The 16,103-nt window shown below is 53.0% G+C and carries 10 protein-coding genes; 8 read left to right on the top strand and 2 right to left on the bottom strand.

The features are described from left to right. Positions 1 to 84: 84 nt before the first annotated feature. Positions 85 to 1,605 carry an aerotaxis sensor receptor Aer gene (gene aer / locus D9734_RS21485; RefSeq protein WP_130210424.1) on the bottom strand — a complete coding sequence of 507 codons (1,521 nt, stop codon included), beginning with the start codon at positions 1,603 to 1,605 and terminating at the stop codon, positions 85 to 87. 417 nt (positions 1,606 to 2,022) lie between these two features. On the opposite strand from aer, the gene ygjG reads away from it, so the two are divergent. Next, positions 2,023 to 3,402 carry a putrescine aminotransferase gene (gene ygjG, locus D9734_RS21480; protein WP_130210422.1) on the top strand — a complete coding sequence of 460 codons (1,380 nt, stop codon included), beginning with the start codon at positions 2,023 to 2,025 and terminating at the stop codon, positions 3,400 to 3,402. Between the two features lie 41 nt (positions 3,403 to 3,443). Here ygjG and D9734_RS21475 read toward each other — a convergent pair whose 3' ends face one another. Continuing rightward, positions 3,444 to 3,776 (bottom strand): tRNA-binding protein, encoded by a 333-nt coding sequence (locus D9734_RS21475; RefSeq protein ID WP_000450588.1) that lies wholly within the window; start codon positions 3,774 to 3,776, stop codon positions 3,444 to 3,446. A 218-nt stretch (positions 3,777 to 3,994) separates the two neighbouring features. Between D9734_RS21475 and ebgR the strand changes: the two genes are divergently transcribed. The 7 genes from ebgR (at position 3,995) to fadH (ending at position 16,012) form a co-directional block, all read left to right on the top strand. Next, positions 3,995 to 4,978, top strand: a complete 984-nt coding sequence (gene ebgR / locus D9734_RS21470) for a transcriptional regulator EbgR (RefSeq protein ID WP_130210420.1) — start codon at positions 3,995 to 3,997, stop codon at positions 4,976 to 4,978. Positions 4,979 to 5,161: 183 nt separating this feature from the next. Continuing rightward, entirely contained in the window at positions 5,162 to 8,254 is a 3,093-nt protein-coding gene (ebgA, locus tag D9734_RS21465) for a beta-galactosidase subunit alpha (protein WP_130210418.1), read from the top strand. After that, complete coding sequence (locus D9734_RS21460; RefSeq protein WP_001474646.1) at positions 8,251 to 8,700, top strand: beta-galactosidase subunit beta; 450 nt, start codon at positions 8,251 to 8,253, stop codon at positions 8,698 to 8,700. Before ebgA ends, D9734_RS21460 begins: the two co-directional genes overlap by 4 nt. Before the next feature lie 62 nt (positions 8,701 to 8,762). Further along, the gene (locus D9734_RS21455; RefSeq protein ID WP_086218899.1) at positions 8,763 to 10,196 is read left to right on the top strand and encodes an amino acid permease; all 1,434 of its coding nucleotides are present in this window, start codon (positions 8,763 to 8,765) and stop codon (positions 10,194 to 10,196) included. Between the two features lie 133 nt (positions 10,197 to 10,329). Continuing rightward, positions 10,330 to 11,400: a protein YgjJ gene (gene ygjJ / locus D9734_RS21450; protein ID WP_130210416.1), complete on the top strand. Its 1,071-nt coding sequence runs from the start codon at positions 10,330 to 10,332 to the stop codon at positions 11,398 to 11,400. A 16-nt stretch (positions 11,401 to 11,416) separates the two neighbouring features. Then, positions 11,417 to 13,768, top strand: coding sequence for an alpha-glucosidase (gene ygjK, locus D9734_RS21445; protein WP_130210414.1), 2,352 nt, complete (start codon positions 11,417 to 11,419; stop codon positions 13,766 to 13,768). Between the two features lie 225 nt (positions 13,769 to 13,993). Continuing rightward, entirely contained in the window at positions 13,994 to 16,012 is a 2,019-nt protein-coding gene (fadH, locus tag D9734_RS21440; protein ID WP_130210412.1) for an NADPH-dependent 2,4-dienoyl-CoA reductase, read from the top strand. Positions 16,013 to 16,103: the final 91 nt, after the last annotated feature.

The following is a 16,103-nucleotide window of genomic DNA, read 5'->3' as shown; positions in this document are numbered from 1 at the left end:
CAGCCTACGCGCCCCGTAGGCCTGATAAGATGCGCCAGCATCGCATCAGGCATCGTGCTCCAACCGCCGGATGCGGCATACCGATTAATGCAGCACCGTCACCGCGTCTTCCAGTCGGCTGGCGCGGTGTTTCACCATCGCCGACACCTGCGCACTCTCTTCCACCAACTCGGCGTTTTTCTGCGTGATCAGGTTAAGTTCATCCACCGCACGGGTCAGGCTGGAAAGCCCATCGGCCTGTTCCAGCGTTGAATGGCTAATCTGGGCGATCAACTGCGTGACGTTTTTTACCTGCGCCACAATATCATCCATCGTCCGTCCGGCGGCGTGTACCTGCTGCGAACCGGATTGCACCTTATCAGCACTGGCATCAATTAGCTTGCGGATATCGTTGGCAGCATTGGCGCTGCGGCTGGCTAAATGACGCACTTCCCCTGCCACCACTGCAAAACCTTTGCCCTGTTCTCCGGCACGCGCCGCTTCCACCGCCGCATTCAGGGCGAGAATATTGGTCTGAAACGCAATATCGTTAATCAGCGAAGTAATGGTGCCAATGCGCTGGGTACTGTCGGCGATATCGTCCATCGTCTTGATCACCGTGGTCATCGCTTCCCCGCCCTGCACAGCCGCATTACTGGCGGTGATAGAAAGTTTATCGGCAGCCGATGCTGTGGCTGAGTTCTGTTTCACCGACGCCGCCATCTGGTTCATGGTCGCTACAGTTTGCTGGACATTATCTACCGTCTGCTGAGTATGCTCGTTCAGTTCATCAGTGCCTTTTGCCAGCGCCTCACTACCGTTTCTGACGCTAGAAACCTGGCTTGAGACATCATTAATCAACCAGCGACACATCAGGCCAAGCTGCCCTACCGCGCGTAATGTCAGCCCCAGCTCATCGCTGCGATTCAAATGCTCAACACTATTACGTTCTCCGGTAGCCACCTTCAGTGCCTGGCTGGCGACATTTTCTATCGGGCGTACAATTTGCCATTCAAAACAGGCATTTCCCAACAACATCACTAACGCACAGAGGAAATACGTCACCACCGGGGCAGCGGCAAACCAGAGCATGGCCGCCAGCACGATAAACATCAGTGTCATCACCCCACGCACTCGCCAGCGAAGCGGTAATGACGGCAGTTTTCCCAACCAACCGTTACGTACCACCAGCCCTTTATGCATACGTTTATTGGTACGTCCAGCGTTCAGCGCCTTATACAGCGGCTCTACCGCCGCGATCTCTTCATCCGTCGCCCGGGAGCGAATCGACATATAGCCACTGATTTTGCCCTCGCGCACCATCGGCACCGCATTGGCCCGCACCCAATAATGGTCGCCATTTTTGCGGCGATTTTTCACGATACCGCTCCAGGGTTCCCCTTTTTTCAGGGTGTACCACATATCAGCAAACGCCGCTTTTGGCATATCAGGGTGACGCACCATCTTGTGCGGCTGGCCCTGTAACTCCTGCAAGGTATAGCCGCTTACTTGTACAAAAGAATCATTGGCGTGGGTGATATAGCTTTGCAGATCGGTAGTGGACATCAGGGTAGTATCGTCAGCCAGCGGGGTATTTTGCTGGGTGACATACGGATGAGAAGACATAATCGCGTCCTGTGCAGGTTATATGGTTGTTAACTTCTTGTCGGAGGTTATGTCGGCCCCGGCGCGGTTATCTTTAGCACTTTAATTTGATTTAGATCGCAATTTGCAACTAAAGCACAAAACCTAATCCATTGATTTAAAATACTTTCACTCTGTTATTATCCGAAGCCGTTAATTATCTTGCCCAAAAATCAGGCATTTATTGCCCTGAAAGAGTGCATTTGCACAGCGATCGCAAAATTCCCCCCCGATAAAATCGGGCAAAATAACGGCAATAGTTAACATTTAGCATTAAATGTTACACAAATGATAATGTAATTTATGTTTATCCCGATTTTCGCGATCGCAGCCGGAGTGGCGCAATCCCTGCAATACTTAAATCGGTATCATGTGATACGCGAGCCTCCGGAGCATATTTTGAACAGGTTACCTTCGAGCGCATCGGCTTTAGCGTGCAGCGCCCACGCCCTGAATCTCATTGAGAAGCGAACGCTGGATCATGAGGAGATGAAAGCACTTAACCGAGAAGTGATTGAATACTTCAAAGAGCATGTCAATCCGGGGTTTTTAGAGTATCGCAAATCTGTTACCGCCGGCGGGGATTACGGAGCCGTAGAGTGGCAAGCGGGAGGTTTAAATACGCTTGTCGACACCCAGGGACAGGAGTTTATCGACTGCCTGGGAGGTTTTGGAATTTTCAACGTGGGGCACCGTAATCCAGTTGTGGTTTCCGCCGTACAGAATCAACTTGCGAAACAACCGCTGCACAGCCAAGAGCTGCTCGATCCGTTACGGGCGATGCTGGCGAAAACTCTCGCTGCGCTAACGCCCGGTAAACTGAAATACAGCTTCTTCTGTAATAGCGGCACCGAGTCCGTGGAAGCGGCGCTGAAACTGGCGAAGGCTTACCAGTCACCGCGCGGCAAGTTTACTTTTATTGCCACCAGCGGCGCGTTCCACGGTAAATCACTTGGCGCGCTGTCGGCCACGGCGAAATCGACCTTCCGCAAACCGTTTATGCCACTGCTGCCAGGGTTCCGTCATGTGCCGTTTGGCAATATCGAAGCCATGCGCACGGCTCTTAACGAGTGCAAAAAAACCGGTGATGATGTGGCTGCGGTGATCCTCGAACCGATTCAGGGCGAAGGTGGCGTAATTCTGCCGCCGCCAGGCTATCTCACCGCCGTGCGTAAGCTGTGCGATGAGTTCGGCGCACTGATGATCCTCGATGAAGTACAAACGGGCATGGGGCGTACGGGCAAGATGTTTGCCTGCGAACATGAGAACGTACAGCCGGACATCCTGTGTCTGGCAAAAGCCCTCGGCGGCGGCGTGATGCCGATTGGCGCAACCATCGCCACTGAAGAGGTGTTCTCTGTCCTGTTCGACAACCCGTTCCTGCATACCACCACCTTTGGCGGCAACCCGCTGGCCTGTGCGGCGGCGCTGGCGACCATCAATGTGTTGCTGGAGCAGAACTTACCGGCTCAGGCAGAACAAAAAGGCGATATGTTGCTGGATGGTTTCCGTCAACTGGCGCGGGAATATCCCGATCTGGTACAGGAAGCGCGTGGTAAAGGGATGTTGATGGCGATTGAGTTTGTTGATAACGAAATCGGCTATAACTTTGCCAGCGAGATGTTCCGCCAGCGCGTACTGGTGGCCGGAACGCTCAATAACGCCAAAACGATCCGCATTGAACCGCCACTGACACTGACCATTGAACAGTGTGAACTGGTGATCAAAGCGGCGCGTAAGGCGCTGGCGGCCATGCGAGTAAGTGTCGAAGAAGTGTAATATCAAATCGGATGGCGATACGACGTCGCCATCCGATCTATTTATACGATACGTACTCCCGCAGGCATCATCCGCTCCGGCGTTAACAGCACGCTTTCACTGCCGTCATCGGTTTCCGCACACAACAGCATGCATTCCGACGTTTCACCGCGCATTTTCGCTTTTTGCAGATTGCATAAGACCACCACCGTTTTCCCCATCAGCTCTTCTTCGCTGTAGTACGGCACCAGGCTGGTCACGGTTTGCAGTGTTTTTTCACCCACATCAACCTGTACGATGTACAGCTTGTCGGCGTTTTCATGGCGTTTCACTTCCACAATCTTTCCGACGCGCATTTCCAGACGTGCAAAATCAGCGTAAGCCACGGTTTCCATTGCTTCCTCCCTTCGAGTAAAATTTTACTAAACTATAGCAAAAGTTTTTCTCAATCCTGTAGGCTAAAAATGGAGAATGCAGGCGTGATCACATTCGTAAGCCGCTGTGTTACCGTTACAGCGTCAAAGAAACGCGCTTTATTTACTGAAAACAGGTGACCCGATAAGCACTTCCTCTACAATGGGGGCGCACATCAGGGAAAGTAAAAAAGGTAAACATGGCAACACTAAAAGACATCGCAATCGAAGCTGGCGTATCCCTGGCGACAGTATCCAGGGTCTTAAATGACGATCCGACATTGAATGTGAAAGAAGAGACGAAACATCGCATTCTCGAGATCGCCGAAAAGCTGGAGTACAAGACCAGTAGTGCCCGTAAACTCCAGACAGGTGCAGTCAACCAACACCATATTCTGGCTATCTACAGCTACCAGCAGGAGCTGGAGATCAACGATCCTTACTATCTGGCGATCCGCCACGGCATTGAAACCCAGTGCGAAAAGCTGGCGATCGAACTGACCAATTGTTATGAACACAGCGGCTTACCAGACATTAAAAACGTCACCGGTATTTTAATTGTCGGCAAACCCACGCCCGCCCTGCGCGCCGCTGCCAGCGCGTTGACCGACAATATCTGTTTTATCGACTTTCACGAACCCGGCAGTAATTACGATGCTGTAGATATCGATCTGGCACGCATCAGTAAAGAAATCATCGACTTCTATATCGATCAAGGCGTTAATCGCATTGGTTTTATTGGCGGCGAGGACTTGCCTGGCAAGGCGGATATTCGTGAGGTCGCCTTTGCGGAATATGGCCGACTGAAACAAGTGGTACGCGAAGAGGATATCTGGCGCGGCGGTTTTTCCAGTTCGTCGGGCTATGAACTGGCAAAACAGATGCTGGCGCGGGAAGACTATCCGAAGGCACTGTTTGTTGCTTCCGATTCCATTGCTATCGGCGTACTGCGGGCAATTCATGAACGTGGTCTGAACATCCCACAGGATATTTCGCTTATCAGCGTGAACGACATCCCCACCGCGCGATTTACCTTTCCGCCGCTCTCCACCGTGCGCATCCATTCCGAAATGATGGGAAGCCAGGGCGTTAACCTGGTGTATGAAAAAGCCCGCGATGGTCGCGCGCTGCCGCTATTAGTCTTCGTTCCCAGCAAATTAAAACTGCGCGGCACGACCCGTTAAATCCCCTTACACACTGTCCGGCAATCTTTTTTGCCGGACGGTGCTACCGTTTATTTTCGTGATCCAGTTAAAGTAAATGCATTTACCCGCAACATTTTAGTAAAAATTTTACTAAACTCCCCAGCAATTACACAAACTACCATCACCATGAATGGTTCCGATTTCTCTCTACCGGGAGGCCCTATGAATCGCTGGGAAAACATTCAGCTCACCCACGAAAACCGACTTGCGCCGCGTGCGTACTTTTTTTCATATGACTCTGTTGCGCAGGCGCGTACTTTTGCCCGTGAAACCAGCAGCCTGTTTCTGCCCTTAAGCGGTCAGTGGAATTTCCACTTTTTTGACCATCCGCTGCAAGTGCCAGAAGCCTTCACCTCTGAGTTAATGGCTAATTGGGGGCATATTACCGTCCCCGCCATGTGGCAAATGGAAGGTCACGGCAAACTGCAATATACCGACGAAGGTTTTCCGTTCCCCATCGATGTGCCGTTTGTCCCCAGCGATAACCCAACCGGTGCCTATCAACGTATTTTCACCCTCAGCGACGGCTGGCAGGGTAAACAGACCCTGATTAAATTTGACGGCGTCGAAACCTATTTTGAAGTCTACGTTAACGGTCAGTATGTTGGTTTCAGCAAGGGCAGTCGCCTGACCGCAGAGTTTGACATCAGCGCGATGGTTAAAACCGGCGACAACCTGTTGTGTGTGCGCGTGATGCAGTGGGCGGACTCTACCTACGTGGAAGACCAGGATATGTGGTGGTCGGCGGGGATTTTCCGCGATGTTTATCTGGTCGGTAAACAACTCACGCATATTAACGATTTCACCGTTCGTACCGACTTTGACGAAGCCTATTGCGATGCCACACTTTCCTGCGAAGTGGTGCTGGAAAATCTCGCCGTCTCCCCTGTCGTCACGACGCTGGAATATACCCTGTTCGACGGCGAACGCGTGGTGCACAGCAGCGCCATTGATCATCTGGCAATTGAAAAACTGACCAGCGCCCGCTTTGCTTTTACTGTCGAACAGCCGCAGCAATGGTCAGCAGAATCCCCTTATCTTTACCATCTGGTCATAACGCTGAAAGACGCCGACGGTAACGTTCTGGAAGTGGTGCCACAACGCGTTGGCTTCCGTGATATCAAAGTGCGCGACGGTCTGTTCTGGATCAATAACCGTTATGTGATGCTGCACGGCGTCAACCGCCACGACAATGATCATCGCAAAGGCCGCGCCGTTGGGATGGATCGCGTAGAAAAAGATCTCCAGTTGATGAAGCAGCACAACATCAACTCCGTGCGTACCGCTCACTACCCGAACGATCCTCGTTTTTACGAACTGTGTGATATCTACGGCCTGTTTGTGATGGCGGAAACCGATGTCGAATCGCACGGCTTTGCTAATGTCGGCGATATCAGCCGTATTACCGACGATCCGCAGTGGGAAAAAGTCTACGTCGAGCGCATTGTTCGCCATATTCACGCGCAGAAAAACCATCCGTCGATCATCATCTGGTCGCTGGGCAATGAATCCGGCTACGGCTGTAACATCCGCGCGATGTACCACGCAGCGAAGGCGCTGGATGACACGAGACTGGTGCACTACGAAGAAGATCGCGACGCTGAAGTGGTCGATATTATTTCCACCATGTACACCCGCGTGCCGCTGATGAATGAGTTTGGTGAATACCCGCATCCGAAGCCGCGCATCATCTGCGAATACGCTCATGCGATGGGGAACGGACCTGGTGGGCTGACGGAATACCAGAACGTTTTCTATAAGCACGATTGCATTCAGGGCCATTATGTCTGGGAATGGTGCGACCACGGGATCCAGGCGCAGGATGACAACGGCAATGTCTGGTATAAATTCGGCGGCGACTACGGCGACTATCCCAACAACTATAACTTCTGTCTTGATGGTTTGATCTATTCCGATCAGACGCCGGGACCGGGCCTGAAAGAGTACAAACAGGTTATCGCGCCGGTAAAAATCCACGCGCTGGATCTGACTCGCGGCGAGTTGAAAGTCGAAAATAAACTGTGGTTTACCACGCTTGATGACTACACCCTGCACGCAGAGGTGCGCGCCGAAGGTGAAACGCTCGCGACGCAGCAGATTAAACTGCGCGACGTTGCGCCGAACAGCGAGGCCCCCTTGCAGATCACGCTGCCGCAGCTGGACGCCCGCGAAGCGTTCCTCAACATTACGGTGACCAAAGATTCCCGCACCCGCTACAGCGAAGCCGGGCATTCTATCGCCACTTATCAGCTCCCGCTGAAGGAAAACACCGCGCAGCCTGTACCTTTCGCACCGAATAACGCCCGTCCGCTGACGCTGGAAGACGATCGTTTGAGCTGTACTGTTCGCGGCTACAACTTTGCGATCACCTTCTCAAAAACGAGTGGTAAACCGACATCCTGGCAAGTGAATGGCGAGTCGCTGCTGACCCGCGAGCCAAAGATCAACTTCTTCAAGCCAATGATCGACAACCACAAGCAGGAATACGAAGGGCTGTGGCAGCCGAATCATTTGCAGATCATGCAGGAACATCTGCGCGACTTTGCCGTAGAACAGAGCGATAGCGAGGTGTTGATCATCAGCCGCACGGTTATAGCCCCGCCGGTGTTTAACTTCGGAATGCGCTGCACCTACATCTGGCGCATCGCTGCCGATGGCCAGGTTAACGTGGCGCTTTCCGGCGAGCGTTACGGCGACTATCCGCACATCATTCCGTGCATCGGTTTCACCATGGGGATTAACGGCGAATACGACCAGGTGGCGTATTACGGTCGTGGACCGGGCGAAAACTACGCCGACAGCCAGCAGGCTAACATCATCGATATCTGGCGCAGCACCGTCGATGCCATGTTCGAGAACTATCCCTTCCCGCAGAACAACGGCAACCGTCAGCATGTCCGCTGGACAGCACTGACTAACCGCCACGGCAACGGTCTGCTGGTGGTTCCGCAGCGCCCAATTAACTTCAGCGCCTGGCACTATACCCAGGAAAACATCCACGCTGCCCAGCACTGTAACGAGCTGCAGCGCAGTGATGACATCACCCTGAATCTCGACCACCAGCTGCTTGGCCTCGGCTCTAACTCCTGGGGCAGCGAGGTGCTGGACTCCTGGCGCGTCTGGTTCCGTGACTTCAGCTACGGCTTTACGTTGCTGCCGGTTTCTGGCGGAGAAGCTACCGCGCAAAGCCTGGCGTCGTATGAGTTCGGCGCAGGGTTCTTTTCCACGAATTTGCACAGCGAGAATAAGCAATGAGGATCATCGATAACTTAGAACAGTTCCGCCAGATTTACGCCTCTGGCAAGAAGTGGCAACGATGCGTTGAAGCGATTGAAAATATCGACAACATTCAGCCTGGCGTCGCCCACTCCATCGGTGACTCATTGACTTACCGCGTGGAGACGGACTCCGCGACCGATGCGCTATTTACCGGGCATCGACGCTATTTTGAAGTGCATTACTACCTGCAAGGGCAGCAAAAAATTGAATATGCGCCGAAAGAGACATTACAGGTAGTGGAATATTATCGTGATGAAACTGACCGTGAATATTTAAAAGGCTGCGGAGAAACCGTAGAGGTCCACGAAGGGCAAATCGTTATTTTCGATATCCATGAAGCGTATCGGTTTATCTGCAATAACGCGGTCAAAAAAGTGGTTCTCAAAGTCACCATCGAAGATGGTTATTTCCATAACAAATAACAACTACGGCGGCAAAAGGAGTTTGCCGCCACCGCTACCCTACTCATTTTCGGAGATGTGTTATGTCTGATACCAAACGTAATACAATCGGCAAATTCGGCTTGCTCTCGCTGACTTTTGCCGCCGTTTACAGCTTTAATAACGTTATTAATAATAATATTGAGCTTGGACTGGCCTCGGCACCGATGTTTTTCCTCGCGACGATTTTTTATTTTATTCCCTTCTGTCTGATCATCGCAGAATTTGTTTCGTTAAATAAAAACTCAGAAGCTGGTGTTTACGCATGGGTAAAAAGTTCGCTGGGCGGACGTTGGGCATTTATTACTGCCTATACCTACTGGTTCGTAAATCTGTTCTTTTTCACCTCGCTGTTGCCGCGCGTTATTGCTTATGCTTCGTATGCCTTCCTCGGCTACGAATATATTATGACGCCGGTTGCCACCACCATTATCAGTATGGTGCTGTTCGCCTTCTCCACCTGGGTTTCTACCAATGGGGCGAAAATGCTGGGGCCAATTACCTCCGTCACTTCAACGCTGATGCTGCTGTTAACGCTCTCCTACATTTTACTGGCAGGTACGGCACTGGTTGGCGGCGTACAGCCTGCCGATCCGATCACCGTTGACGCGATGATCCCGAACTTCAACTGGGCGTTCCTCGGCGTTACCACCTGGATCTTTATGGCCGCAGGTGGCGCGGAGTCCGTCGCGGTGTACGTTAACGACGTCAAAGGCGGTTCGAAATCGTTCGTTAAAGTGATCATCCTCGCCGGGATTTTTATCGGCGTACTGTATTCCGTCTCCTCAGTGCTGATTAACGTCTTCGTCAGCAGCAAAGAGTTGAAATTTACCGGTGGATCGGTGCAGGTATTCCACGGCATGGCGGCGTATTTTGGTCTGCCGGAAGCGCTGATGAATCGCTTTGTCGGTCTGGTATCCTTTACCGCGATGTTCGGCTCCCTGCTAATGTGGACCGCAACACCGGTGAAAATTTTCTTCTCCGAAATCCCGGAAGGCATCTTTGGTAAGAAAACCGTCGAACTTAACGAAAACGGCGTTCCGGCGCGCGCGGCGTGGATCCAGTTCCTGATCGTCATCCCGCTGATGATTATCCCGATGCTCGGTTCCAATACCGTGCAGGATCTGATGAATACCATTATTAATATGACTGCCGCAGCGTCCATGCTTCCGCCGTTATTCATCATGCTGGCTTACCTGAATTTACGCGCCAAATTAGATCACCTGCCACGCGATTTCCGTATGGGCTCCCGCCGCACCGGTATTATCATTGTTTCAATGCTGATTGCGATATTTGCCGTAGGGTTTGTCGCTTCGACATTCCCGACTGGCGCGAATATTCTGACCATCATTTTTTATAACGTCGGCGGTATTGTTATCTTCCTCGGATTTGCGTGGTGGAAATACAGTAAATATATAAAGGGATTAACGGCTGAAGAGCGCCATATTGAAGCGACGCCAGCCAGCAATGTTGATTAAGCAGACTAATAAAAAATGAGCAGGCATTTTCCCTCTTCCTGGATGGGGAGAGGGAAAATAGTTTCTGCCTTTCTATTTTTATAATTACAACGATAAAAGGCTGTACTTTTTCTTTAGCTCATGGATTAACACAATGAAATTAATCACTGCACCATGCAGAGCATTACTTGCTCTGCCGTTTTGCTATGCCTTTTCTGCGATGGGCGAAGAAGTACGTCCGGCAGAACATGACGACACAAAAACACCCGCAATTACCTCAACATCTTCTCCTTCATTTCGTTTTTACGGCGAATTAGGGGTTGGTGGATATATGGATTTAGAGGGTGAGAATAAACATAAATACAGCGACGGCACCTATATTGAAGGAGGCCTGGAGATGAAGTACGGCTCCTGGTTCGGCCTGATTTACGGCGAAGGCTGGACCGTGCAGGCCGACCACGACGGTAATGCCTGGGTGCCTGACCATAGCTGGGGCGGTTTCGAAGGTGGGATTAACCGTTTTTATGGCGGTTATCGTACCAACGATGGCACCGAAATCATGCTCAGTCTGCGTCAGGATTCCTCGCTGGATGACCTGCAATGGTGGGGCGATTTCACGCCCGATCTGGGCTACGTCATTCCCAATACCCGCGACATTATGACCGCGCTGAAGGTACAGAACTTAAGCGGCAACTTTCGTTATAGCGTCACCGCCACACCTGCCGGACATCATGACGAAAGCAAAGCCTGGCTACATTTTGGCAAATACGATCGCTACGACGACAAATACACCTATCCGGCAATGATGAACGGTTACATCCAGTATGACCTTGCCGAAGGCATCACCTGGATGAACGGTCTGGAAATCACCGACGGCACCGGACAACTCTATCTGACGGGCCTGCTTACCCCTAACTTTGCCGCTCGCGCCTGGCACCATACCGGACGCGCCGACGGGCTGGACGTACCGGGAAGTGAAAGCGGGATGATGGTGAGCGCCATGTATGAAGCGTTAAAGGGCGTTTATCTCTCCACCGCTTACACCTACGCCAAACATCGCCCTGACCACGCTGATGATGAAACCACCTCTTTCATGCAGTTTGGTATCTGGTACGAATACGGCGGCGGACGTTTCGCAACGGCTTTTGATAGCCGCTTCTACATGAAAAATGCCTCTCACGATCCCAGCGACCAAATCTTCCTGATGCAATATTTCTACTGGTAATAAGGACAGTAATCTCATGAAAATCAAAACTATTTTAACACCAGTAGCCTGTGCCCTGCTGATGAGTTTTTCCGCCCATGCCGCCAACGCCGACAATTATAAAAACGTGATTAACCGTACCGGCGCGCCGCAGTACATGAAGGATTACGATTACGACGACCACCAGCGTTTTAATCCGTTTTTCGATCTCGGAGCCTGGCATGGTCACTTGTTGCCAGACGGCCCGAACACCATGGGCGGTTTTCCGGGCGTAGCGCTGCTGACGGAAGAATACATCAACTTTATGGCCAGCAATTTCGACCGCCTGACCGTCTGGCAGGACGGCAAGAAAGTCGACTTCACGCTGGAGGCATACAGTATTCCCGGCGCGCTGGTGCAAAAACTGACAGCAAAAGATGTGCAGGTCGAAATGACTCTGCGCTTCGCCACGCCGCGCACGTCACTACTGGAAACTAAAATCATCAGCAATAAACCGCTGGATCTGGTGTGGGACGGCGAACTGCTGGAAAAACTGGAAGCGAAAGAAGGGAAACCGCTTTCCGATAAAACCATTGCTGGCGAGTACCCTGACTATCAGCGCAAAATCAGCGCCACCCGTGATGGCCTGAAAGTCACCTTTGGCAAAGTGCGCGCCACCTGGGATCTGCTGACCTCCGGCGAATCGGAATATCAGGTGCATAAATCCCTGCCGGTGCAGACTGAAATCAACGGTAATCGCTTTACCAGTAAGGCACATATCAACGGTTCGACCACGTTCTATACCACCTATTCCCATCTGCTGACCGCCCAGGAAGTTAGCAAAGAGCAAATGCAGATCCGCGATATTCTGGCGCGTCCGGCGTTTTATCTCACCGCCTCGCAGCAACGCTGGGAAGAGTACCTGAAGAAAGGGTTAACCAATCCGGATGCGACGCCGGAACAGACGCGCGTCGCGGTAAAAGCAATCGAAACGCTCAACGGTAACTGGCGCTCACCGGGCGGCGCGGTGAAATATAACACCGTCACGCCGTCGGTGACCGGACGCTGGTTCTCCGGCAATCAGACCTGGCCGTGGGATACCTGGAAGCAGGCGTTTGCGATGGCGCATTTCAATCCGGACATCGCCAAAGAGAATATCCGCGCGGTCTTCTCCTGGCAGATCCAGCCCGGCGACACCGTGCGTCCACAGGATGTGGGCTTTGTCCCCGACCTGATAGCGTGGAACCTTAGCCCCGAGCGTGGCGGCGATGGTGGCAACTGGAACGAACGTAACACCAAACCCAGCCTTGCCGCCTGGTCGGTGATGGAAGTGTATAACGTCACCCAGGATAAAACCTGGCTGGCAGAGATGTACCCGAAACTGGTGGCCTATCACGACTGGTGGTTACGTAACCGCGATCATAACGGCAACGGCGTGCCGGAATATGGCGCGACCCGCGACAAAGCCCACAACACTGAGAATGGCGAGATGCTGTTTACGGTGAAAAAAGGTGACAAAGAAGAGACGCAGTCTGGGCTGAACAACTACGCCCACGTGGTGGAGAAAGGCCAGTACGACAGTCTGGAAATTCCGGCACAGGTCGCTGCGTCGTGGGAATCGGGCCGTGATGATGCCGCCGTCTTTGGTTTTATCGACAAAGAACAGCTGGATAAATATGTCGCTAATGGCGGCAAACGTAGCGACTGGACGGTGAAATTCGCCGAAAACCGCAGTCAGGACGGAACGTTGCTGGGCTACTCGCTATTGCAGGAGTCGGTGGATCAGGCCAGCTATATGTACAGCGATAATCATTATCTGGCGGAGATGGCAACCATCCTCGGTAAGTCGGAAGAGGCTAAGCACTATCGCCAGTTGGCACAGCAGCTCGCGGACTACATCAACACCTGTATGTTCGACCCGACTACACAGTTCTACTATGACGTGCGCATTGAAGATAAACCGCTGGCGAACGGCTGCGCGGGCAAACCGATTGTTGAGCGCGGTAAAGGGCCGGAAGGCTGGTCGCCGCTGTTTAACGGGGCGGCAACGCAGGCCAACGCCGACGCGGTGGTGAAGGTGATGCTCGATCCTAAAGAGTTCAACACCTTTGTTCCGCTGGGAACGGCGGCGTTAACCAACCCGGCCTTTGGCGCGGATATCTACTGGCGCGGGCGCGTATGGGTGGATCAGTTCTGGTTTGGTCTGAAAGGGATGGAGCGTTACGGTTATCGCGATGATGCCCTGAAGCTGGCGGATACGTTCTTCCGGCACGCCAAAGGGTTAACCGCCGATGGCCCGATTCAGGAAAATTACAACCCGCTGACCGGCGCACAGCAAGGCGCACCAAATTTCTCCTGGAGTGCCGCGCATTTGTATATGTTGTATAACGATTTTTTCCGTAAGCAGTAATTTGCAACGGCTGGCGGATGCGGCGTAAACGCCTTATCCGCCCTACATGTACGCTCCCGTAGGCCGGATAAGACGCGTCAAGCGTCGCATCCGGCGTTACCACCGGGCGTATTCTTTTTGAATCCCATCACAAACCCCGCACTCCCCTTTTCCCTTTTCTCCGGCGACGGCTAAATTAGAACTCATCCGACCACATAACAATTATTTTACATACTGGACAATTTTATGAGCTACCCGTCGCTGTTCGCCCCGCTTGATTTAGGTTTTACCACGTTAAAAAACCGCGTGCTGATGGGCTCAATGCACACCGGGCTGGAGGAATACCCGGACGGTGCCGAGCGGCTGGCAGCGTTTTATGCCGAACGCGCCCGTCACGGCGTGGCGCTGATCGTCAGCGGCGGCATTGCACCAGATTTAACAGGCGTTGGCATGGAAGGCGGCGCAATGCTCAACGACGCCAGCCAGATCCCACACCATCGCACCATTACCGAAGCGGTACATCAGGAAGGTGGCAAAATCGCCCTGCAAATTTTGCATACCGGGCGCTACAGCTACCAACCGCATCTGGTCGCTCCCTCCGCATTGCAGGCCCCCATCAACCGTTTCGTTCCTCACGAACTCACCCATGAAGAGATCCTGCAACTGATCGACGATTTCGCCAGCTGCGCACAACTGGCGCGGGAGGCCGGATACGACGGTGTAGAGGTAATGGGTTCCGAAGGGTATTTGATCAACGAATTTCTGACGCTGCGCACCAATCAGCGTAGTGACCAGTGGGGCGGCGATTACCGCAATCGGATGCGATTTGCCGTAGAAGTAGTGCGTGCGGTGCGCGAACTTGTTGGCAACGACTTCATTATTATCTACCGACTGTCGATGCTCGACCTGGTCGAAGGCGGCGGTACTTTTGCCGAAACGGTAGAGCTGGCGCAGGCCATTGAAGCGGCGGGCGCGACCATTATCAACACCGGCATTGGCTGGCATGAAGCGCGTATTCCGACCATCGCCACGCCCGTGCCGCGCGGTGCCTTTAGCTGGGTCACGCGCAAACTGAAAGGCCACGTCTCGCTGCCGCTGGTCACCACCAACCGGATTAACGATCCGCAGGTTGCCGACGATATTCTCTCGCGCGGTGATGCGGACATGGTGTCGATGGCGCGAGCGTTCCTTGCTGATGCCGAGCTGCTATCAAAAGCGCAATCGGGACGAGCCAATGAGATCAACACCTGTATTGGCTGCAATCAGGCCTGTCTCGATCAGATCTTCGTTGGCAAAGTCACCTCGTGCCTGGTGAATCCTCGCGCCTGCCACGAAACCAAAATGCCAATCCTTCCCGCCATGCAGAAAAAAAATCTGGCGGTAGTCGGTGCAGGTCCGGCAGGGCTGGCGTTTGCCATTAACGCGGCGGCGCGTGGTCATCAGGTAACGTTGTTTGACGCTCACAGCGAGATCGGCGGGCAATTTAATATCGCCAAACAGATCCCCGGCAAAGAGGAGTTTTACGAGACGCTGCGCTATTACCGCCGGATGATCGAAGTGACGGGCGTGACGCTAAAACTCAATCACACCGTGACGGCGGATCAGTTACAGGCGTTCGATGAAACGATCCTCGCTAGCGGGATCGTACCGCGAATTCCGCCCATTGACGGGATCAATCACCCGAATGTGTTGAGTTATCTCGATGTACTGCGCGACAAAGCGCCGGTGGGCAACAAAGTTGCCATCATCGGTTGTGGTGGGATTGGTTTTGATACGGCGATGTATTTAAGTCAGCCGGGCGAATCCACCAGCCAGAATATCGCCGAGTTCTGTAATGAATGGGGGATCGACAGTAGCCTGCAACAGGCCGGAGGTTTGAGTCAGCAAGGCATGCAGATCCCCCGTAGCCCACGGCAAATTGTGATGCTCCAGCGCAAAGCCAGCAAACCAGGACAAGGGTTGGGCAAAACTACGGGCTGGATCCATCGCACCACCCTGCTCTCGCGAGGCGTGAAAATGATCCCTGGCGTAAGTTATCAGAAGATCGACGATGACGGGCTGCATGTGGTGATAAATGGCGAAACGCAGGTGTTAGCAGTGGATCATGTGGTGATCTGCGCAGGGCAAGAGCCAAACCGCGCGCTGGCGCAACCGCTGATTGATAGCGGGAAAACTGTGCATTTAATCGGCGGCTGCGATGTGGCTATGGAGCTGGACGCGCGACGGGCAATTGCCCAGGGAACACGGCTGGCGCTGGAGATTTAAATCGTGCATTGAAGCGCCGGATGCGACGCTTGCCGCGTCTTATCCGGCCTCGGGGTAACGTGCTGAACGTAGGCCGGATAAGGCGTTTACG

It is taken from the genome of Escherichia sp. E14S1 (assembly GCF_004211995.1).
Classification (GTDB): Bacteria; Pseudomonadota; Gammaproteobacteria; order Enterobacterales; family Enterobacteriaceae; genus Escherichia.
The sequence above is the reverse complement of the archived record's forward strand: the minus strand, read 5'-3'. Positions and strand labels throughout refer to the sequence as shown.